The 17,277-nt window shown below is 32.1% G+C and carries 14 protein-coding genes; 12 read left to right on the top strand and 2 right to left on the bottom strand.

What is annotated here, in order from left to right:
• Nucleotides 1-46: 46 nt before the first annotated feature.
• Both B4E59_RS11490 and hflX read right to left on the bottom strand, forming a co-directional pair.
• Entirely contained in the window at nt 47-754 is a 708-nt protein-coding gene (locus B4E59_RS11490) for a DNA alkylation repair protein (protein ID WP_291053115.1), read from the bottom strand.
• A 63-nt stretch (nt 755-817) separates the two neighbouring features.
• Nucleotides 818-2,044 carry a GTPase HflX gene (gene hflX, locus B4E59_RS11495; RefSeq protein WP_291053118.1) on the bottom strand — a complete coding sequence of 409 codons (1,227 nt, stop codon included), beginning with the start codon at nt 2,042-2,044 and terminating at the stop codon, nt 818-820.
• A gap of 405 nt (nt 2,045-2,449) precedes the next feature.
• On the opposite strand from hflX, the gene hisG reads away from it, so the two are divergent.
• From hisG to B4E59_RS11555, 12 genes are all read left to right on the top strand, one after another.
• Nucleotides 2,450-3,307, top strand: coding sequence for an ATP phosphoribosyltransferase (hisG, locus tag B4E59_RS11500; protein WP_291053121.1), 858 nt, complete (start codon nt 2,450-2,452; stop codon nt 3,305-3,307).
• An 80-nt stretch (nt 3,308-3,387) separates the two neighbouring features.
• Nucleotides 3,388-4,674 carry a histidinol dehydrogenase gene (hisD, locus tag B4E59_RS11505; RefSeq protein WP_291053124.1) on the top strand — a complete coding sequence of 429 codons (1,287 nt, stop codon included), beginning with the start codon at nt 3,388-3,390 and terminating at the stop codon, nt 4,672-4,674.
• Between the two features lie 14 nt (nt 4,675-4,688).
• Nucleotides 4,689-5,735, top strand: coding sequence for a histidinol-phosphate transaminase (gene hisC / locus B4E59_RS11510; protein WP_219033862.1), 1,047 nt, complete (start codon nt 4,689-4,691; stop codon nt 5,733-5,735).
• 84 nt (nt 5,736-5,819) lie between these two features.
• Nucleotides 5,820-6,953, top strand: a complete 1,134-nt coding sequence (hisB, locus tag B4E59_RS11515) for a bifunctional histidinol-phosphatase/imidazoleglycerol-phosphate dehydratase HisB (RefSeq protein WP_286495321.1) — start codon at nt 5,820-5,822, stop codon at nt 6,951-6,953.
• Between the two features lie 61 nt (nt 6,954-7,014).
• On the top strand, nt 7,015-7,593 hold the full coding sequence (gene hisH, locus B4E59_RS11520) for an imidazole glycerol phosphate synthase subunit HisH (protein ID WP_286495322.1): 579 nt from the start codon (nt 7,015-7,017) through the stop codon (nt 7,591-7,593).
• Between the two features lie 19 nt (nt 7,594-7,612).
• On the top strand, nt 7,613-10,732 hold the full coding sequence (locus tag B4E59_RS11525; RefSeq protein WP_291053129.1) for a S41 family peptidase: 3,120 nt from the start codon (nt 7,613-7,615) through the stop codon (nt 10,730-10,732).
• Between the two features lie 76 nt (nt 10,733-10,808).
• On the top strand, nt 10,809-11,522 hold the full coding sequence (gene hisA, locus B4E59_RS11530; protein WP_291053131.1) for a 1-(5-phosphoribosyl)-5-[(5-phosphoribosylamino)methylideneamino]imidazole-4-carboxamide isomerase: 714 nt from the start codon (nt 10,809-10,811) through the stop codon (nt 11,520-11,522).
• 1 nt (nt 11,523) lies between these two features.
• Nucleotides 11,524-12,276, top strand: a complete 753-nt coding sequence (gene hisF / locus B4E59_RS11535) for an imidazole glycerol phosphate synthase subunit HisF (protein WP_219033865.1) — start codon at nt 11,524-11,526, stop codon at nt 12,274-12,276.
• On the top strand, nt 12,273-12,884 hold the full coding sequence (hisIE, locus tag B4E59_RS11540) for a bifunctional phosphoribosyl-AMP cyclohydrolase/phosphoribosyl-ATP diphosphatase HisIE (RefSeq protein ID WP_219033866.1): 612 nt from the start codon (nt 12,273-12,275) through the stop codon (nt 12,882-12,884). Before hisF ends, hisIE begins: the two co-directional genes overlap by 4 nt.
• Nucleotides 12,885-13,062: 178 nt before the next feature.
• Nucleotides 13,063-14,526, top strand: a complete 1,464-nt coding sequence (locus B4E59_RS11545; protein WP_286495326.1) for an ankyrin repeat domain-containing protein — start codon at nt 13,063-13,065, stop codon at nt 14,524-14,526.
• A gap of 8 nt (nt 14,527-14,534) precedes the next feature.
• Entirely contained in the window at nt 14,535-15,026 is a 492-nt protein-coding gene (locus tag B4E59_RS11550) for a DUF2271 domain-containing protein (protein ID WP_291053134.1), read from the top strand.
• 1 nt (nt 15,027) lies between these two features.
• Nucleotides 15,028-17,217, top strand: a complete 2,190-nt coding sequence (locus tag B4E59_RS11555) for a PepSY domain-containing protein (protein WP_286495328.1) — start codon at nt 15,028-15,030, stop codon at nt 17,215-17,217.
• Nucleotides 17,218-17,277 lie beyond the last annotated feature (60 nt).

A 17,277-nucleotide genomic window follows, 5' to 3' on the forward strand; every position in this document is an offset into this window, starting at 1 on the left:
TGATATAAAATAAAAAGTCGCTCACAGAGCGACTTTTTTATGCAAACTATTTCAATTTCATATAATAATCTTTGAGAATTGGATCAATTTTTTCGAGCGCATATCTCAACGTTGTTCTTGGCATTTGTAATGTATATTCGTCCAAAAACTCAATCAATTTTTCTTCGTTCATTTTTCCCATTTCACGCAACATCCAACCATTTGCTTTGTGCATTAAATCGTGCGAATGATTAAGATTTTTCAACACAATTTCAGGAATAATTGAAAATGATTTTTGTTTGATAAAATACATCGTTGATACAATTGCAATTCGTTTTTCCCACAAATCTTCAGAATCCGCCAATTCAAAAAGCAATTCTTCTCGTTTTTGATGAAAACAATAATGTCCCAAAATTTTATAACAACTTGTGTCAACCAAATCCCAATTGTTAATTTGAGAAGTTTGAGCAAGATAAAAATCGATGATTTCTTTTCTTACAAGTTCATCTTTTGATTTTTCGTACTTCAAAACCAACATCAACAAAGCAGTTAATCTATATTCGTGAATATCGGAATTCAATAAATTTTTGAGTTCATTTAATGAAACTTGTTGATAAAATTCTTTCGCAATCAAACGCTGATTCGGAACAGAAATCCCAAAAAAAATATCTCCTTCGCCATATTCTCCTTTTCCAGTTTTGAAAAAACGCATCATAATTTTTGCTTTTCCTTCATCCGCTAAATCTTGCAAAGTTGATTTCAATTGCTCTATCATATTTTATCAATTAGATGTTGAAGTTAACAAAAAAAGAGTCCAAAAACTGAACTCTTTCTATCTTTATTCTTCCGTATCATTTTCTTCTTCTTCATCATAATACTGAAAAAGAAAGTTATTATAAGGAAAACGTTTCATGTGAATTTCTTTCACTTCTTCATAAACTGTTTTGCGCAAATCTTCTAAATTATCTTTTTCCGCTGCCGAAATAAACAATGTCGGATAATCTGTTTTCGCCATCCACGTACGTTTCCAATCTTCTAATGAATAATTCTCGAATTTCTTTTCAGACAAATCATCTTCATCTTGTTTGATATAAGAAAAATTATCAATTTTATTGAAAACCATAATCGTTGGTTTCTCTTTCGACTCAATTTCAGCTAAAATTTGATTCACCGAATTTACATGATCTTCAAAACTCGCATGCGAAATATCCACAACATGCACTAACAAATCAGCTTCACGAACCTCATCTAACGTAGATTTGAACGATTCTACCAATTGTGTAGGCAATTTACGAATAAACCCAACCGTATCCGTTAATAAGAAAGGTAAATTACCAATCACCACTTTACGAACCGTTGTATCTAATGTTGCAAATAATTTATTTTCGGCAAAAACTTCAGATTTCGATAAAACATTCATCAACGTTGATTTCCCAACATTTGTGTACCCAACCAACGCAACGCGCACCAATGCACCACGATTTTTACGTTGAGTTGCCATTTGCTTATCGATCCCTTTCAGTTTCTCTTTCAATAACGTAATTCGATCACGAATAATACGTCTATCCGTTTCAATTTCAGTTTCACCAGGACCACGCATACCAATTCCTCCACGCTGACGCTCTAAGTGCGTCCACATTCGTGTTAATCGAGGTAATAAATATTGATATTGAGCTAATTCTACTTGCGTACGGGCATAAGAAGTCTGTGCACGTTGAGCAAAAATATCTAAAATCAATTGTGTACGGTCGATGATTTTTTTGTTGACAACTTTCTCAATATTTTTCAATTGAGAAGGCGTTAATTCATCATCAAAAATAACTGTATCAATATCATATTCTTCGACAAAAGCTGTGATTTCATCTAATTTCCCGCTTCCTACAAAGAATTTAGAATCAGGTTTGTCCATTCTTTGCGTAAAACGTTCTCCAACTGTCGCTCCAGCTGTATAAGCTAAGAACTCCAATTCGTCCATATATTCCGTCAGTTTTTCTTCGGATTGTTCACGTGTAATCAATCCAACTAAAACTACTTTTTCGTATTGTGCTTCTTGTTTTTCTAACATATATTACTGCAAAAATAAAAGAAAGTTTTGGATGTAACCGAACTTTCTATAAAATATTGAGAATTAATCAAATCAATAAAACTCAATAAATATTTGAGTTCTTTTTAATAAAAATAGAAAAAAATAAGGTTTTCATAATTAATAACAAGTTTATTTACTAATTTTAAAAAAATTCATTGTCAATTAAAATTTCCTTTCTACATTTGTTCCAACAAAAAAATAAAAATGTACACAAATCAATTACATCATCATCACCATCATACTTGCACTCAAGCGAGCAGATAGTGGTATGTAATGATTTTATCACAATATCTAAGTCCCGTTTGAGTAAATCGAACGGGATTTTTTGTTACTTCAAGATTTAATCATCGATTTACTCAAACTTAAAAATATAAAATATTAAAAATGAGTAAATTAAAAATAGCCATTCAGAAAAGCGGTCGATTAAGTGAAAAATCACTCGAATTATTGAAAGATTGCGGAATTAAAATCTCTACAAGTAATCGAAAATTAAGAACCGAATCTCCAAATTTCCCTATCGAAGTTTTATTCTTACGTGACGACGATATTCCACAATATGTAGAACAAGGCGTTGCTGATATAGGCATTTTAGGCGAAAATGAAGTTTGGGAAAAAGATAAAAATGTTACACAAATTCGTCAATTAGGATTTGCAGGCTGTAAGCTTTGTTTAGCGATTCCGAAAGATGAAATTTATACGGATTTAAGTTATTTTCAAGATAAAAAAATTGCTACTTCTTATCCACGTATTTTAGGAAAATTCTTCCAAGAAAAAGGAATTAATGTCAAAATTGAAGAAATCGGTGGAAGCGTAGAAATTGCACCAAGTATAGGTTTGGCAAATGCTATTTTTGATATCGTTTCTACAGGTTCTACTTTATTAACAAACGGTTTAAAACAAGTGGAAACGGTAGTTGAATCGCAAGCTGTTTTAATTTCTAATAAAAATCTTGATGCTGAAAAACAAGCTATTGTAGATCGTCTTTTATTTAGAATCGAAGCAGTAAAACAATCTTCTGAAAACAAATATATTTTATTAAACGCACCAAACGAAAAGTTAGAAGAAATCATTGCTTTGTTGCCCGGAATGAAATCTCCAACAGTCTTACCATTGGCCGAAAAAGGTTGGTCATCAATCCACACTGTCATTAAAGAAGATACTTTTTGGGACATCATCGAGCAATTGAAAGCTTTGGGTGCAGAAGGAATTTTAGTATTAGAAATTGAGAAAATGATTTTATAAGATATAAGTCTTAAGGTATAAGTCATAAAGATGACAACAAAAACCTTAGATCTTAGGTCCTAGAACTTAAAACTAAAAAAATGCAAACATATATAAAACCTCAACTTTCAGATTGGTCAACGTTAACAGCTCGACCAACGAAAGAAGCACAAGATTTACAAAAAATCGTTTTAGATGTTTTTGAAAAAATTAAAATCGAAAAAGATCAAGCTTTAATTGATTTTACAGAAAAATTTGATCAAGTTAAGTTAACTTCTATAGAAGTTTCTACTCAAGAAATTGAAGAAGCAAAAACTTTAATTTCTGAAGATTTAAAACAAGCAATTCAATTAGCAGCTTCTAATATTGAGAAATTTCACGCTGAACAACGAGAAGAAATAAAAGTTATTGAAACAACAAGAGGTGTAAATTGTTGGAGAGAATCTCGAGGTATAGAAAATGTAGGAATTTATATTCCAGGAGGAACGGCTCCTTTATTCTCAACAACATTAATGCTAGGAATTCCTGCAAAATTAGCGGGCTGCCAAAACATTATTTTGTGTACACCTCCTAACAAAGAAGGAAAAATTCACCCAGCGATTTTATATACAGCAAATTTAATTGGAATTGAGAAGATTTATAAAGTTGGCGGAATCCAAGCGATTGGTGCGTTGACTTTTGGAACACAAACAATACAAAAAGTTGATAAAATTTTTGGACCGGGAAATCAATATGTAACCGCAGCAAAACAAGTAGCTCAAAACTTTGGTGTAGCGATCGACATGCCCGCAGGTCCAAGCGAGGTTTTAGTAATTGCTGACAAAACTTCAGTTCCTAAATATGTCGCAGCCGATTTACTATCGCAAGCAGAACACGGAATAGATTCACAAGTGATTTTATTAACAACAAACGAGCAAACATTAAACGAAACAATTGTTGAAATTAATGCTCAATTAGAAGTTCTACCAAGAAAAGAATTAGCAACTAAAGCTTTAGAAAATTCAAGAGGAATTGTTTTAAATTCTATCGAAGAATGTGTGAATTTTTCTAATATTTACGCGCCAGAACATCTAATTTTTGCTTGCAAAACGGCTGACAATTACATCGCAAAAATTATTAATGCAGGCTCTGTTTTCTTAGGAAATTATTCGTGCGAATCCGCTGGAGATTATGCTTCAGGAACTAATCACACTTTACCAACCAATGGTTATGCAAAGAATTATTCTGGAGTTTCATTTGATAGTTTTATCAAGAAAATCACGTTTCAAAAATTAACTGCTGAGGGAATTAAAAATATTGGTCCAGCAATCGAATTAATGGCAGAAGCAGAAGAATTATTTGCGCACAAAAATGCTGTAACCTTAAGACTAAATGATCTAAAATCGTAAATCAAAAATCGTACATGAATTCATTCAACATAAATAACATCATTCGTCCTAACGTAAAAACGCTGAAAGCTTATTCATCAGCTCGTGACGAATTTCAAGAAATAAATAACGATTTCGTTTTCTTGGATGCGAACGAAAATCCTTTCAATAATGGATTGAATCGTTATCCTGATCCTTTACAACGTAATGTAAAATCGATTTTAAGTGAAATCAAAAACTTTCCTGCAAATCAGATTCTATTAGGAAATGGAAGTGACGAAGTGTTAGATTTAATTTTCCGAGCATTTTGCGAACCGAATCAAGATAATGTTATTGCGATTTCACCTTCCTATGGAATGTATGGTGTTTTAGCGAATTTAAATGCTATTGAATACCGAAAATCGTTATTAAACAAAGAAGATTTTCAACCAAACATCGAAGATATTTTCTCAAAAGTAGATGAAAATACAAAAATGATTTTTTTATGCTCTCCTAATAATCCAACAGGAGAAATCATCAAAAGAGAAACTATTTTAGAAATTGTGAATCGTTTCAATGGCTTAATAATTATCGACGAAGCTTATATCGATTTCGCCACAGAACAGTCTTGGATAGAAGAAATCAAAAATTATCCAAACGTAATTGTTACCCAAACTTTGTCGAAAGCGGTTGGTTTAGCAGGAATTCGTTTAGGAATTTTGTATGCTTCACAAGAAATTGTGGATGTTTTAAATAAAATAAAACCACCTTATAACATCAATCAATTAACACAATTAAAAGCGATTGAAATTTTAAGCGATTACGATAAAGTGATAGCTATTACAAATACGATTATTCAACAAAAAGAAGTTCTAGAAAATGCTTTAACTGATATCTCATTTGTAGAAAAAATCTATCCAAGCGATTCGAATTTCATTTTGATTAAAGTTGATAATGCAAACGAACGTTACAATCAATTGGTCGAAAAAGGAATTGTAATTCGTAACAGAAACAACGACGATTTATGCGAAAATTGTTTACGTATTACAGTTGGAACGGAAGTTGAAAATCAGAAATTAATACAAACACTTAAAATAATATAATTTGTCATTTCGAATGAAACGACAGTGAAATGAGAAATCTCTGAGATTCCTCCTAACATCGGAATGACATCAAAAACAACTAAAATGAAAAAAATACTATTCATAGATCGTGATGGAACAATGATTTTAGAGCCAGCTGACTACCAAGTTGACAGCTTTTCCAAATTAGAATTCTATCCAGAAGCCTTTACTTATTTAGGTAAAATTGCAAAAGAATTGGACTACGAATTAGTTATGGTGACCAACCAAGATGGTTTAGGAACGCCTTCTAATCCTGAGGAATTATTTTGGCCAATACAAAATTTCGTAGTGAAAGCATTCGAAAATGAAGGCGTGAAATTCGAGGATATTTACATTGATAAAACTTTTGCTCATGAAAATGCGCCAACGCGTAAACCTGGAACGGCTTTATTAACAGAGTATATCAATAACCCTGAATATGATTTAACAAATTCGTTTGTAATCGGTGATCGAATAACGGATGTTAAATTAGCTCAAAATCTTGGTGGAAAAGGAATTTTTATCGCGAATGATGAAGCTTTAGGCGCAGACGAAATCAATGATAACAAAGGATTAAATGATGCGATTGCTTTAAAAACAACTTCATGGAAAGAGATTTACGAGTTCTTAAAACTTCAAAATCGCACTGCTTCAATTGTTCGTAATACGAATGAAACAAAGATTAAAATTGATTTAAATCTTGACGGAACAGGAAAATCGGATATTTCGACAGGAATTCACTTTTTCGATCATATGTTAGATCAAATCGCTCGTCATGGACAAATGGATTTAGTGATAAAAGTGGATGGAGATCTAGAAGTGGACGAACACCACACGATTGAAGATACAGCAATTGCTTTAGGTGAAGTTTTTGCGCAAGCATTAGGAAATAAATTAGGTATCGAACGTTACGGATTTACTTTACCGATGGACGATTGCTTAGCACAAGCAGCAATTGATTTTGGCGGAAGAAACTGGTTAGTTTGGGAAGCTGATTTTAAACGCGAAATGATTGGTCAAATGCCAACTGAGATGTTTTATCACTTTTTCAAATCATTTACAGACGGAGCAAAAGCAAACTTAAATATCAAAGCGGAAGGAACAAACGAGCACCACAAAATCGAAGCTATTTTCAAAGCGTTTGCAAAAACCATTAAAGTAGCTGTAAAACGCGATCCTGAAAAAATGATTTTACCCTCAACAAAAGGACTTTTATAATTGACGAATGAAGATTTAAGATTAATATCAATCGTAAATCAAAAGTCGTAAATCAAAGAATATGGTAGCAATAGTAAAATACAATGCAGGAAATGTAAAATCGGTATATAATGCAGTAACTCGTTTGGGGTTCGAAGCTATAATTACAGACGATTTTGAAACTTTGCAAAATGCTGACAAAGTAATTTTTCCAGGAGTTGGAGAAGCAAGTTCCGCAATGACTTATTTAAAAGTAAAAGGATTAGATAAAGTCATTAAAAACTTAAAACAACCAACCTTAGGCATTTGCTTGGGACAACAATTAATGTGCGCTTATTCGGAAGAAGGAAATACCGATTGTTTAGGAATTTTCCCTATTCAAGTCAAGTTATTTCCATCAACCGAAATCGTTCCTCACATGGGCTGGAATACGATTTATGACTTAAAAACACCTTTGTTTAACGAAGTAGAAGAGAACTCCGACTTTTATTATGTACATAGTTTTTATTGCGAAAATTCAGAATATACGATCGCGAAAACAGACTATATTTTAGAATATTCAGCAGCTTTACATAAAGATAATTTTTACGCAACTCAATTTCACCCAGAGAAATCTGCAAGAATAGGAGAACAAATACTAAAAAACTTTCTAAGTTTATAGTAATTATAAATTCACACACATGAAAAAAATAGTTTTTACTATACTTAGTGCTTTTGCAATTTCGCAGGTTTCTGCTCAAGAAAAAGTGTACTTCACTTCTACTCCTTCTTTAAGTCCTGATGCTAAAACGGTTTATTTTAGTTACGATGGCGACATCTGGTCAACCGATATAAATGGCGGGAATGCTGCAAGAATAACAGCTTTAGAAGGAGAAGAAATCAATCCTCGTGTTTCACCAGACGGAAAATGGCTGGCATTCAGCTCTAATCAATATGGAAATTACGATATTTATATAATGCCTATAAATGGTGGACAAATTAAGCAATTGACTTTTCATCAAGCCAAAGATGAAGTCGAGAGTTGGAGTTGGGACAGTAAATCGATCTATTTTACATCAAATCAAAATAATGGATTTGGAAGTTTTAAAATTGATTTAGATGGAAAAACACCAGAAGCGCTTTTTACAAATTATTTTAATACAACAAATGGTTTAGTAGAAACTCCTCAAGGCGAATATATTTTCACTAACTCGTCTGAAAGTGCAAGTCAAGTTACACGAAAAAGATACAAAGGCGAAAATAATCCAGATTTATTAGGATATAATCCAACCACAAAAAGTTATAAACAATATACCGATTATAACGGAAAAGATTTTAATCCTACGGTTGATAAAAACGGAATTATTTATTTTATTTCGGACGAAAATAATGGCGAATACAACTTATATCAATTAGCAAATGGTAAAAAAGAAGCGTTAACAAAATTTGAAACTTCGATTAAAAAACCTTTTGTTTCAGCTGATGGTTCAAAAGTTGTTTTCGAAAAAGATTATCAATTATTTGTTTACGATGTAAAAACTAAAACGTCGAAACCTCTTACAATTAATGTTAATTCGAATAAATCTTTAGAAAAAGAGCAAAATTTTGAAGTTGATAATAACATCGATTATTTTGACATTTCTCCTGATGGAAAGAAAATGGCCTTTGTAAGCAGAGGAATTATTTTTGTTTCGGATAATGAAGGAAAGTTTGTCAATCAAATTTCTGATGGAAAAGAGCGTGTTTTAGAAGTAAAATGGTTAAAAGACAACAAAAATTTAATCTTCAACCAAACGTATAAAGGTTACCAAAATTGGTTTAAAATTTCGGCTGACGGAAAAGGAAAAGTTGAACAATTAACTTCTGATTTAAGAAATAATCGAGACATTACATTCAACAACGATTTATCACAAGCTGTTTATTTAAGCGGACGCGATGAAGTAAGATTATTAGATTTGAAATCACTTAAATCATCAACAATTGTTAAAGATGAAATTTGGGCTTTCCAAAATTCGAAACCATCTTTTTCTCCAAATGATGAATATGTGTTATTCTCTGCAAAACGTAATTTCGAGTTAGATATTTTTATTCACAACATCAAGAAAAATACAACGGTTAATTTAACAAATACTGGTGTTTCAGAAGCTGACCCTACTTGGTCACCAGACGGAAAATACATTTATTTTTCAAGCGACAGAAAAAATCCTTCCTATCCTTTGGGAATGCAAGAATCGAGTATTTATCGTGCTTCTTTAGATTGGTTTGATCAAGCTTATAAATCAGAAAAATTTGATAATTTATTTGTAGAAGAAAAAAAGGTTGAGAAGAAAGAGAAAAAAGAAGAAAAGAACGATTTTAAAGCATTAACTATTAATCCAGAAGGATTCTTAGAAAGAATTGAATTGGCAACAGACCATTTTGGATATCAGACAAATCCTTTTGTTTTTGCGGATGATAAAAAGCAATTTTTATTCTATAACACCAATCAAGAAAATGGTAAATTTCAGTTATACAGAAAAACAACCACTGATTTTGAAGAAGATAAAACAGATAAAATATTCAACAAAGGCGCTGATTTTATCGTAAAAAATGAGAAAAATCTTTATGCTTTAATCGATAATTCTGTTTACAAATTTAGCATTAGTTCTACAAATCCTGAAAAAGTTAGTATTAAATATAATTTCAATAAAAACTTGGCTTCAGAATTCAATCAAATGTACGAGGAAGCTTGGGCTGGAGTAGAAGAAAATTTCTATGATGAGAATTTTCACGGAATCGATTGGAAAGCGAAAAAAGAACAATACGCAACCTTTTTACCTTATGTAAACAATCGAAATGATTTAAGAATTTTGTTAAATGATCTATTAGGTGAATTGAATTCTTCGCATTTAGGTTTTTCATCTTTCGGAAAAGAAGAAAGTCGAAGATTGAATTATTTCACCAACGAAACAGGAATTATTTTCAAAAAAGATCAACCTTTTGCAGTTGAAAAAATCTTACGAAAATCTCCTGCTTTCCTTAAAAATGTTGATGTTCAAGAAGGTGATATTTTAGTGAGTGTAAATGGACAAAAAATCGATCCAAACCAAAATCGTGAAACTTATTTTACAACGCCTAAAAAATTAGAAGAATTAACTCTTGAATTTGACCGAAAAGGAAAAACAATTTCGACGAAGATTCATCCAATTTCAAATAACGAATTGAAATCGCTTTTATATGATGAATGGATTTATGAAAATCGTCAGCGTGTAAAAAAATTAAGCAACGATAGAATCGCTTATTCGTACATGAAAAATATGTCTACTTCTGAATTGGATGTGTTTTTATTAGACATGGTAGAGCAAGAGAATAGAAAAGATGGTGTCATTTTAGATTTGCGTTTCAATACAGGTGGAAACGTACATGATAAAGTCTTGAACTTTTTATCACAAAGACCTTATTTGAAATGGAAATATCGTGAAGGACAATTAACTGTTCAACCGAACTTTGCACCGTCAGGAAAACCAATTGTTTTATTAATTAACGAATACTCATTAAGCGATGCAGAAATGACAGCCGCAGGATTCAAAGCCTTAAAATTAGGAAAAATCATCGGTCAAGAAACGTATCGTTGGATCATTTTTACTTCTGGAAAAGGATTAGTTGATGGTTCGTTTTATCGTTTACCAAGTTGGGGAACTTATACTTTGGATGGACAAAATTTAGAAAAAACTGGTGTTAAACCTGACATTTATATTAAAAATACATTCTTAGATCGATTAGAAAATAAAGATCCTCAATTGGAGCGTGCAATCCAAGAGGTCATGAAAGAATTAAAATAAATTTAAGACTTAAGTTGTAAGGCGTAAGAAGTTACACCTTAGATCTTATGTCTTACACCTTAAAAACTAAAGAATAATGAGAATAATCCCAGCTATAGATATTATCGACGGAAAATGCGTCAGATTATCGCAAGGCGATTACGATACAAAAAAAATATACAACGAAAATCCGTTGGAAGTAGCAAAAGAATTCGAGGATTACGGCATCGAATATTTGCACTTGGTGGATTTGGATGGCGCTAAATCAAAGCAAATCATCAATTATAAAACATTAGAATTAATTGCTTCTAAAACCAATTTAAAAGTTGATTTTGGAGGTGGAATTAAGGCTAATGATGATATTAGAATTGCTTTTGAATGTGGCGCAAACCAAATTACTGGAGGAAGTATTGCGGTTCAAAATCCAACATTATTTCAAGAATGGATTTCACAGTATGGAAGCGATAAAATCATTTTAGGCGCGGATGCTAAAGATCGAAAAATAGCAACACATGGTTGGTTAGAAACGTCAGAATTAGATGTGATAGATTTTATTCAAGAATATAAAACCAAAGGTATTGATTATGTGATTTGTACAGACATCGCGAAAGACGGAATGTTAGAAGGAGCTTCAAACGAATTATATGCAGAAATTTTAGCTACTTCGGAGGTCAAATTAATTGCTTCTGGTGGCGTTTCTTCAATCGATGATCTAATCAAAATAAAAGAATTAGGTTGTGAAGGAGCAATTCTTGGAAAAGCGATTTACGAAGGGAGAATTCAGTTGAAAGACTTAAAACAATTGTACTAATATGCTGAAGAAAAGAATCATACCATGTCTCGACATCAAAGATGGACGAACGGTAAAAGGTGTTAATTTCGTGGGCTTACGCGATGCGGGAGATCCAGTGGAATTAGCAAAAAAATATGTAGAAGAAGGTGCTGATGAATTAGTCTTTTTGGATATCACAGCGACTTTAGAAAAACGTAAAACCTTAGCTGAAATGGTTGAAAAAATTGCTTCAGCGATTAATATTCCGTTTACAGTTGGTGGCGGAATTAATTCTGTGGAAGATGCTTCGGCGGTCATCAAAGCTGGTGCAGATAAAGTTTCCGTTAATTCTTCGGCTGTCAAAAATCCTCAATTAATTGCAGATTTAGCAGCTCGATTTGGATCGCAATGTGTAGTCGTTGCAGTAGATACTCGCGATGTAAATGGAACACAAAAAGTTTTCGTAAGCGGTGGAAAAATTGAAACCGAATGGGAAACGTTAGATTGGGTCAAAAAAGTAGAAGAATTAGGCGCTGGCGAGATTCTGTTAACGTCTATGGATGGCGATGGAACAAAAGCTGGTTTCAAAATTGATATTACAAAAGCGGTTGCTGATGCTGTAAATCTTCCAGTAATTGCTTCTGGTGGAGCAGGAAAAATGGAGCATTTTACAGAAGTTTTTACCCAAACAAATGCAAGTGGTGGATTGGCTGCAAGTATTTTTCACTTTGGTGAAATTCCAATTCCAACACTTAAAAGTTATTTAAAAGAACAAAATATTCCGATACGATGAACATCGATTTCAATAAAAGTAACGACGGATTAGTTCCCGTTATTATTCAAAATTATCTTAACAACAAGGTTCTGATGTTAGGTTACATGAACGAAGAAGCTTTTAACAAAACCCAAGAAATTAGAAAAGTGACCTTTTATTCTCGTTCAAAAAATAGATTATGGACAAAAGGTGAAGAATCAGGCAACTTTTTGGAAGTAAAATCTATCGCAGTTGATTGCGACAACGATACAGTTTTAATCAAAGCAAAACCTTTTGGACCAACTTGTCATACGGGTTCTACGACTTGTTTTAAAGAAGAAACAAATCATGGATTTGTATATGAATTGGAACAAACCATTAACGATAGAATTGATTTAGACAATGATCCAGATTCGTATACCAATAAATTATTCAAAAGAGGAATCAATAAAGTTGCACAAAAAGTAGGTGAAGAAGCAGTTGAATTGGTGATTGAATCCAAAGACAACAACGATGATTTATTTATTAATGAAGCGGCGGATTTGTTGTATCACTATTTAATTTTATTGAAAGCCAAAGGTTTCAAATTGGAAGATGTTGAAAACGTTTTGAAATCGAGAGAAAATGGTCCAAGACGAGCTGAATAAAGTAGTTTAGAAATATAAAAGATTGCAGATTAGCAATCTTTTTTGTTTTCAAAAAACTGATGTTTAGCAGAATTAGCCAAATTTATTTGATTTAATTAGAATTAATATAAATAAAAATAATACTTTTGAAATCAAATTAAAATTAGTCTAAATAATTATTACAATATATTCTATTCATATGAAAAAATTATTCATTTCTGCTGCTATCCTTGTCGCTTCATTTATTCAAGCTCAGACGAACACGTTGATGGACGCTGGTTTTTGGAAAAATAATCCAACAATAGAAACTGTAAAAACTGAAATTTCGAAAGGAAATAGTCCTTCTTTTCAAAATGGAGGCTTCTTTGATCCTGTTGTGATAGCGATTAATAACAAAGCAGATTTTAATGTGACTAAATTTTTAATTGAACAAGAAGGAAATTCTGTTGATAAAAAAACGCATCACTCAAGAATTTATCTTCAATGGGCTGCTGCTGCGGGGAATTTAGAATTAGTAAATTATTTATTAGCCAAAGGTTCTGATGTTCATTACAAAGATAGCCATGGTTACGATGTGATTACATATGCAGCAAGTGCTGGAAATCAGAATATCGCAGTATACGATGCGTTGATTAAAGCTGGTGCCAATCCAAAAGTTAAAGGAGAAGATGGTTCAAACTTAATCATGCAAGCGATTGCGAATGATGATGATTTAAAAGTTACAGAATATTTTATTTCAAAAGGTTTATCATTAAGTGATAAAGACGCTAATGGACGTACTGTAGCAGATTATGCTGCAAAATTAGGAAACTTATCAATCATAGATAAATTAATCGCGAAAGGAATTAAACCTACTGATCAAGCTTTATTTTTTGCCACACAAGGTTCGAGAACAAAAGAAAATGGCGTAGAAGTTTTCCAAGAATTAATTACAAAATATAAATTAAATCCGAAAGCGTTAAATCCAGACGGACAAACATTATTACACGCTTTATCTCGCAAAGGAAACTCAGAAACAATCAACTTTATCTTATCAAAAGGTGTTGATGCTAAAATTGCTGATAAAGAAGGAAACACTGCATTAATGGTTGCTGCTGGAGGAAAAAATACAGATTTAATCAATACATTTTTATCAAAAGCAAACAATGTAAATGCGGTTAATAAAAATGGTGAGTCAGCTTTAACAAAAGCTGTTGCTTCTGGAACATCTCAAATCGTTTCTTTATTGTTAGAAAAAGGCGCTAAAGCTGATATTGTAGATAAAGATGGAAATAATTTGGCTTATTATTGGTTCAATTCTTTCAAACCAAATGATGAATCATTCGCAGAAAAACAAGCTTTATTAACAAATGCAAAAGTTGATTTTAAAGCTACTCAAAGTAAAGGTGCAACTTTGTTACACATTGCTGTTGATAAAGGAAATGTAAATTTGGTGAAAAAAGCGATTGAATTAGGTGTGAATCTTAATACACAAGATGAAGACGGAAATACAGCTTTACACAAAGCAGCTTTGATTGCGAAAGATGATGCAACCTTAAAAACTTTGGTTGCTGCTGGAGCGAAAAAAGATATTAAAACAGAATTTGACGAAACAGCTTATGATTTGGCTGGAGAAAACGAATTCTTAAAGAAAAATAATGTGTCTATTGACTTTTTAAAATAATGAAGGAGATGAAATTTAACTTAATCAAAAAATTAGTTGGATTAGTTGTAATCTTAATGGCAACTGCCACTTTTGCACAAACAACAAAATACAAAACAATGATTCAGATGAATAATTACACGGGAAAAGAAGCCTATGTAGTGATTTCATTAATCAATCCAAAAGGACAATACGAAAAAACTTTAGGTGTTTTGGGAACAGATAACGAGTGGTATAACACGTTAAAAGAATGGCACAAATTCAATAGTAAAAAGAAAGAAAAATTAAACGGAATCACAGGTGCTTCAGTTGCTGGAGGAGCGAGAGCGACACGTGTCATCGAGTTTGATACTGCAAAATTGAATAAAGGATACAAATTACGTTTTGAATCTGCTGTAGAAACTCAAAAATACGTCGCAAAAGAAGCTGAAGTTGCATTAAATTCTTCGGATTTAGACAACAAAGCAGGTATCAAAGGTTCAGTTTATATTAAAGCCGTACGTTTTATAAAAGTTCAATAAAATGACATTATCTATTTGGAGATATGCGCATTTGAGTCTTGCAATTTTATCTTCAGCATTTTTAGTTATTCTATCTATCACAGGAGTAATTTTGGCTGTTGATGCAATAAACGAAAAATCGCCCGCATACAAAGTAGAAAATTTCGATAACATAACACTCGCGCAAGTTTTACCAACTTTGCGCGAGCATTATTTTGAAATAATAGAAGTAAAAGTTGATCACAATGATTTTGTGACAATTGATGCGATGGACGAAGATGGAAATTCGATCAAATCTTACATTGATCCTACAACAGGAAAAAAGATTGGTGAGATTGTTCCAAAAAGTGATTTCATCAATTGGGTCACAGCCTTGCACCGTTCATTATTTCTAAAAGAAACAGGACGAGCAATTGTTGGTGTCGTATCTTTTTTATTGATGTTAATTTCAATAAGTGGATTAATCTTAATCGTAAAACGTCAACAAGGAATTCTAAATTTCTTTATAAAAGTTAACAAAGACTCCTTTTCACAATATTTTCATGTTGTAACTGGACGTTGGTTATTAATTCCAGTTTTAATCATTGCATTAACAGGAACATTGATTTTCTTAGCGCGATTAGAACCTTTAGTTGGTCAACCAAAAGAAATTGAGCATCAAGTCAAAGAAAATTTACAACCAAAAGATTTAAAAGACATTGAATTCTTCAAAAACACAAAATTAAGTAGTGTTGAAAAGATTGAATTTCCTTTTATTCCAGATGATGAAGCAGAACCATTTATCGTTCATTTAAGAAAAAAATCGGTTTCGGTTAATCAAGTAAATGGAGCGATTATTTCAGAATCGTTGAATCCTTATTCAGCAATTGTAGAAAAATTCAATATCGATTTACATACAGGTCGCACCAATGTTATTTGGGCAGCGATTTTAGGAATTGCTTCGCTTAACATTTTATTCTTTATTTGGTCAGGATTTGTAATTACGTTCAAACGTACAAAAACGAAAATTGGCAAAAATAAATATAAAGCCAACGAAGCTGAAATTATCCTTTTAGTTGGTTCAGAAAATGGTGCAACTGTTGGATTTGCTTCAAAAATTCAAGAGCAATTTTTAGCAAACGGAAAAAAATCATTCATTGCTCAGATGAATCAATATGAAATTTATCCAAAAGCAAAACAACTCATCATTTTTACCTCAACTTATGGAATTGGTGATGCGCCTGCGAATGCTAAGAAATTTGAACAATTAATCACACAATTTCCACAAAACCAATCCATCGAATTTTCTGTTGTAGGATTTGGATCAAGAGCATATTCAGATTATTGTGGCTATGCAGTTAAAGTTGACAAATGGTTGAATGATCAAAAATGGGCTACTCAATTATTGGATTTGAAAACAGTAAATGATAAATCGCCGGAAGAATTCACAAATTGGGTCATTGCATACAAAGAAACGACAGATATTCCGTTAGCAACAACGCCTGCGATGTATGTTGGAAAAGCACCAGAACTGAAAAATGTTAAGGTTATTTCTACCACTAAAATCACACAAGAAGATGCTACATTTAAAGTTATTTTAGATGTAAAAGAGAAATTCAAATCTGGAGATTTATTAGCAATTTATCCCGAAAGTGATCACAAAGAACGCTTATATTCGGTTGGAAAAGTAGATAATAAATTACAGTTAATTGTAAAATTGCATGAGTTTGGATTAGGTTCTCAATATTTATATAATTTGGTTCAAAATTCTACGATTAAAGCTCGAATTGTAAAAAATAAAGCCTTTAGATTTCCAAAAGCTTCAAAAGTTGTGATGATTGCAAACGGAACAGGAATTGCACCTTTTCTTGGGATGATTGATGAGAATTCAAAAAATATTGAAACGCATTTATACTGTGGTTTCAGACATGATAATGAAACAACAAAATCTTATCAAGAATTTGCTACGAAACAAATTTTTACGAATCATTTGAGTCAATTTCACATTGCATTTTCTCGTGAAGAAAATAAACAGTATGTGATGGATTTAGTCAATCGTGATGCTAAATTCTTTGCTGAAACATTACAAAATGGTGGAATTCTTATGATTTGTGGTGCTCTCACAATGCAACATGATGTAGAGAAAGTTTTGGAACAAATCTGTCAAGAACATTTGAATAAATCATTCGAAGAATTCAAAACAAATGGGCAATTTTTGACGGATTGTTACTAGAAAAATAATTTTGATGCAATCCTAAAACAAGTTCAGAATAACCTAATACCTGTCATACCG

Origin of the sequence: Empedobacter sp. UBA2044 (genome assembly GCF_002333005.1) — a bacterium.
Taxonomy (GTDB): Bacteria; Bacteroidota; Bacteroidia; order Flavobacteriales; family Weeksellaceae; genus Empedobacter; species Empedobacter falsenii_B.

What these genes read in the sequence shown, in the direction of transcription:
- B4E59_RS11550 (WP_291053134.1), top strand. Translation starts at nt 14,535, where the DNA reads ATGAAATTTAACTTAATCAAAAAATTAGTTGGATTAGTTGTAATCTTA.
- hflX (WP_291053118.1), bottom strand. Translation starts at nt 2,044, where the DNA reads ATGTTAGAAAAACAAGAAGCACAATACGAAAAAGTAGTTTTAGTTGGA.
- B4E59_RS11555 (WP_286495328.1), top strand. Translation starts at nt 15,028, where the DNA reads ATGACATTATCTATTTGGAGATATGCGCATTTGAGTCTTGCAATTTTA.
- B4E59_RS11490 (WP_291053115.1), bottom strand. Translation starts at nt 754, where the DNA reads ATGATAGAGCAATTGAAATCAACTTTGCAAGATTTAGCGGATGAAGGA.
- hisG (WP_291053121.1), top strand. Translation starts at nt 2,450, where the DNA reads ATGAGTAAATTAAAAATAGCCATTCAGAAAAGCGGTCGATTAAGTGAA.
- B4E59_RS11545 (WP_286495326.1), top strand. Translation starts at nt 13,063, where the DNA reads ATGAAAAAATTATTCATTTCTGCTGCTATCCTTGTCGCTTCATTTATT.
- hisIE (WP_219033866.1), top strand. Translation starts at nt 12,273, where the DNA reads ATGAACATCGATTTCAATAAAAGTAACGACGGATTAGTTCCCGTTATT.
- hisC (WP_219033862.1), top strand. Translation starts at nt 4,689, where the DNA reads ATGAATTCATTCAACATAAATAACATCATTCGTCCTAACGTAAAAACG.
- B4E59_RS11525 (WP_291053129.1), top strand. Translation starts at nt 7,613, where the DNA reads ATGAAAAAAATAGTTTTTACTATACTTAGTGCTTTTGCAATTTCGCAG.
- hisF (WP_219033865.1), top strand. Translation starts at nt 11,524, where the DNA reads ATGCTGAAGAAAAGAATCATACCATGTCTCGACATCAAAGATGGACGA.
- hisA (WP_291053131.1), top strand. Translation starts at nt 10,809, where the DNA reads ATGAGAATAATCCCAGCTATAGATATTATCGACGGAAAATGCGTCAGA.
- hisD (WP_291053124.1), top strand. Translation starts at nt 3,388, where the DNA reads ATGCAAACATATATAAAACCTCAACTTTCAGATTGGTCAACGTTAACA.
- hisH (WP_286495322.1), top strand. Translation starts at nt 7,015, where the DNA reads ATGGTAGCAATAGTAAAATACAATGCAGGAAATGTAAAATCGGTATAT.
- hisB (WP_286495321.1), top strand. Translation starts at nt 5,820, where the DNA reads ATGAAAAAAATACTATTCATAGATCGTGATGGAACAATGATTTTAGAG.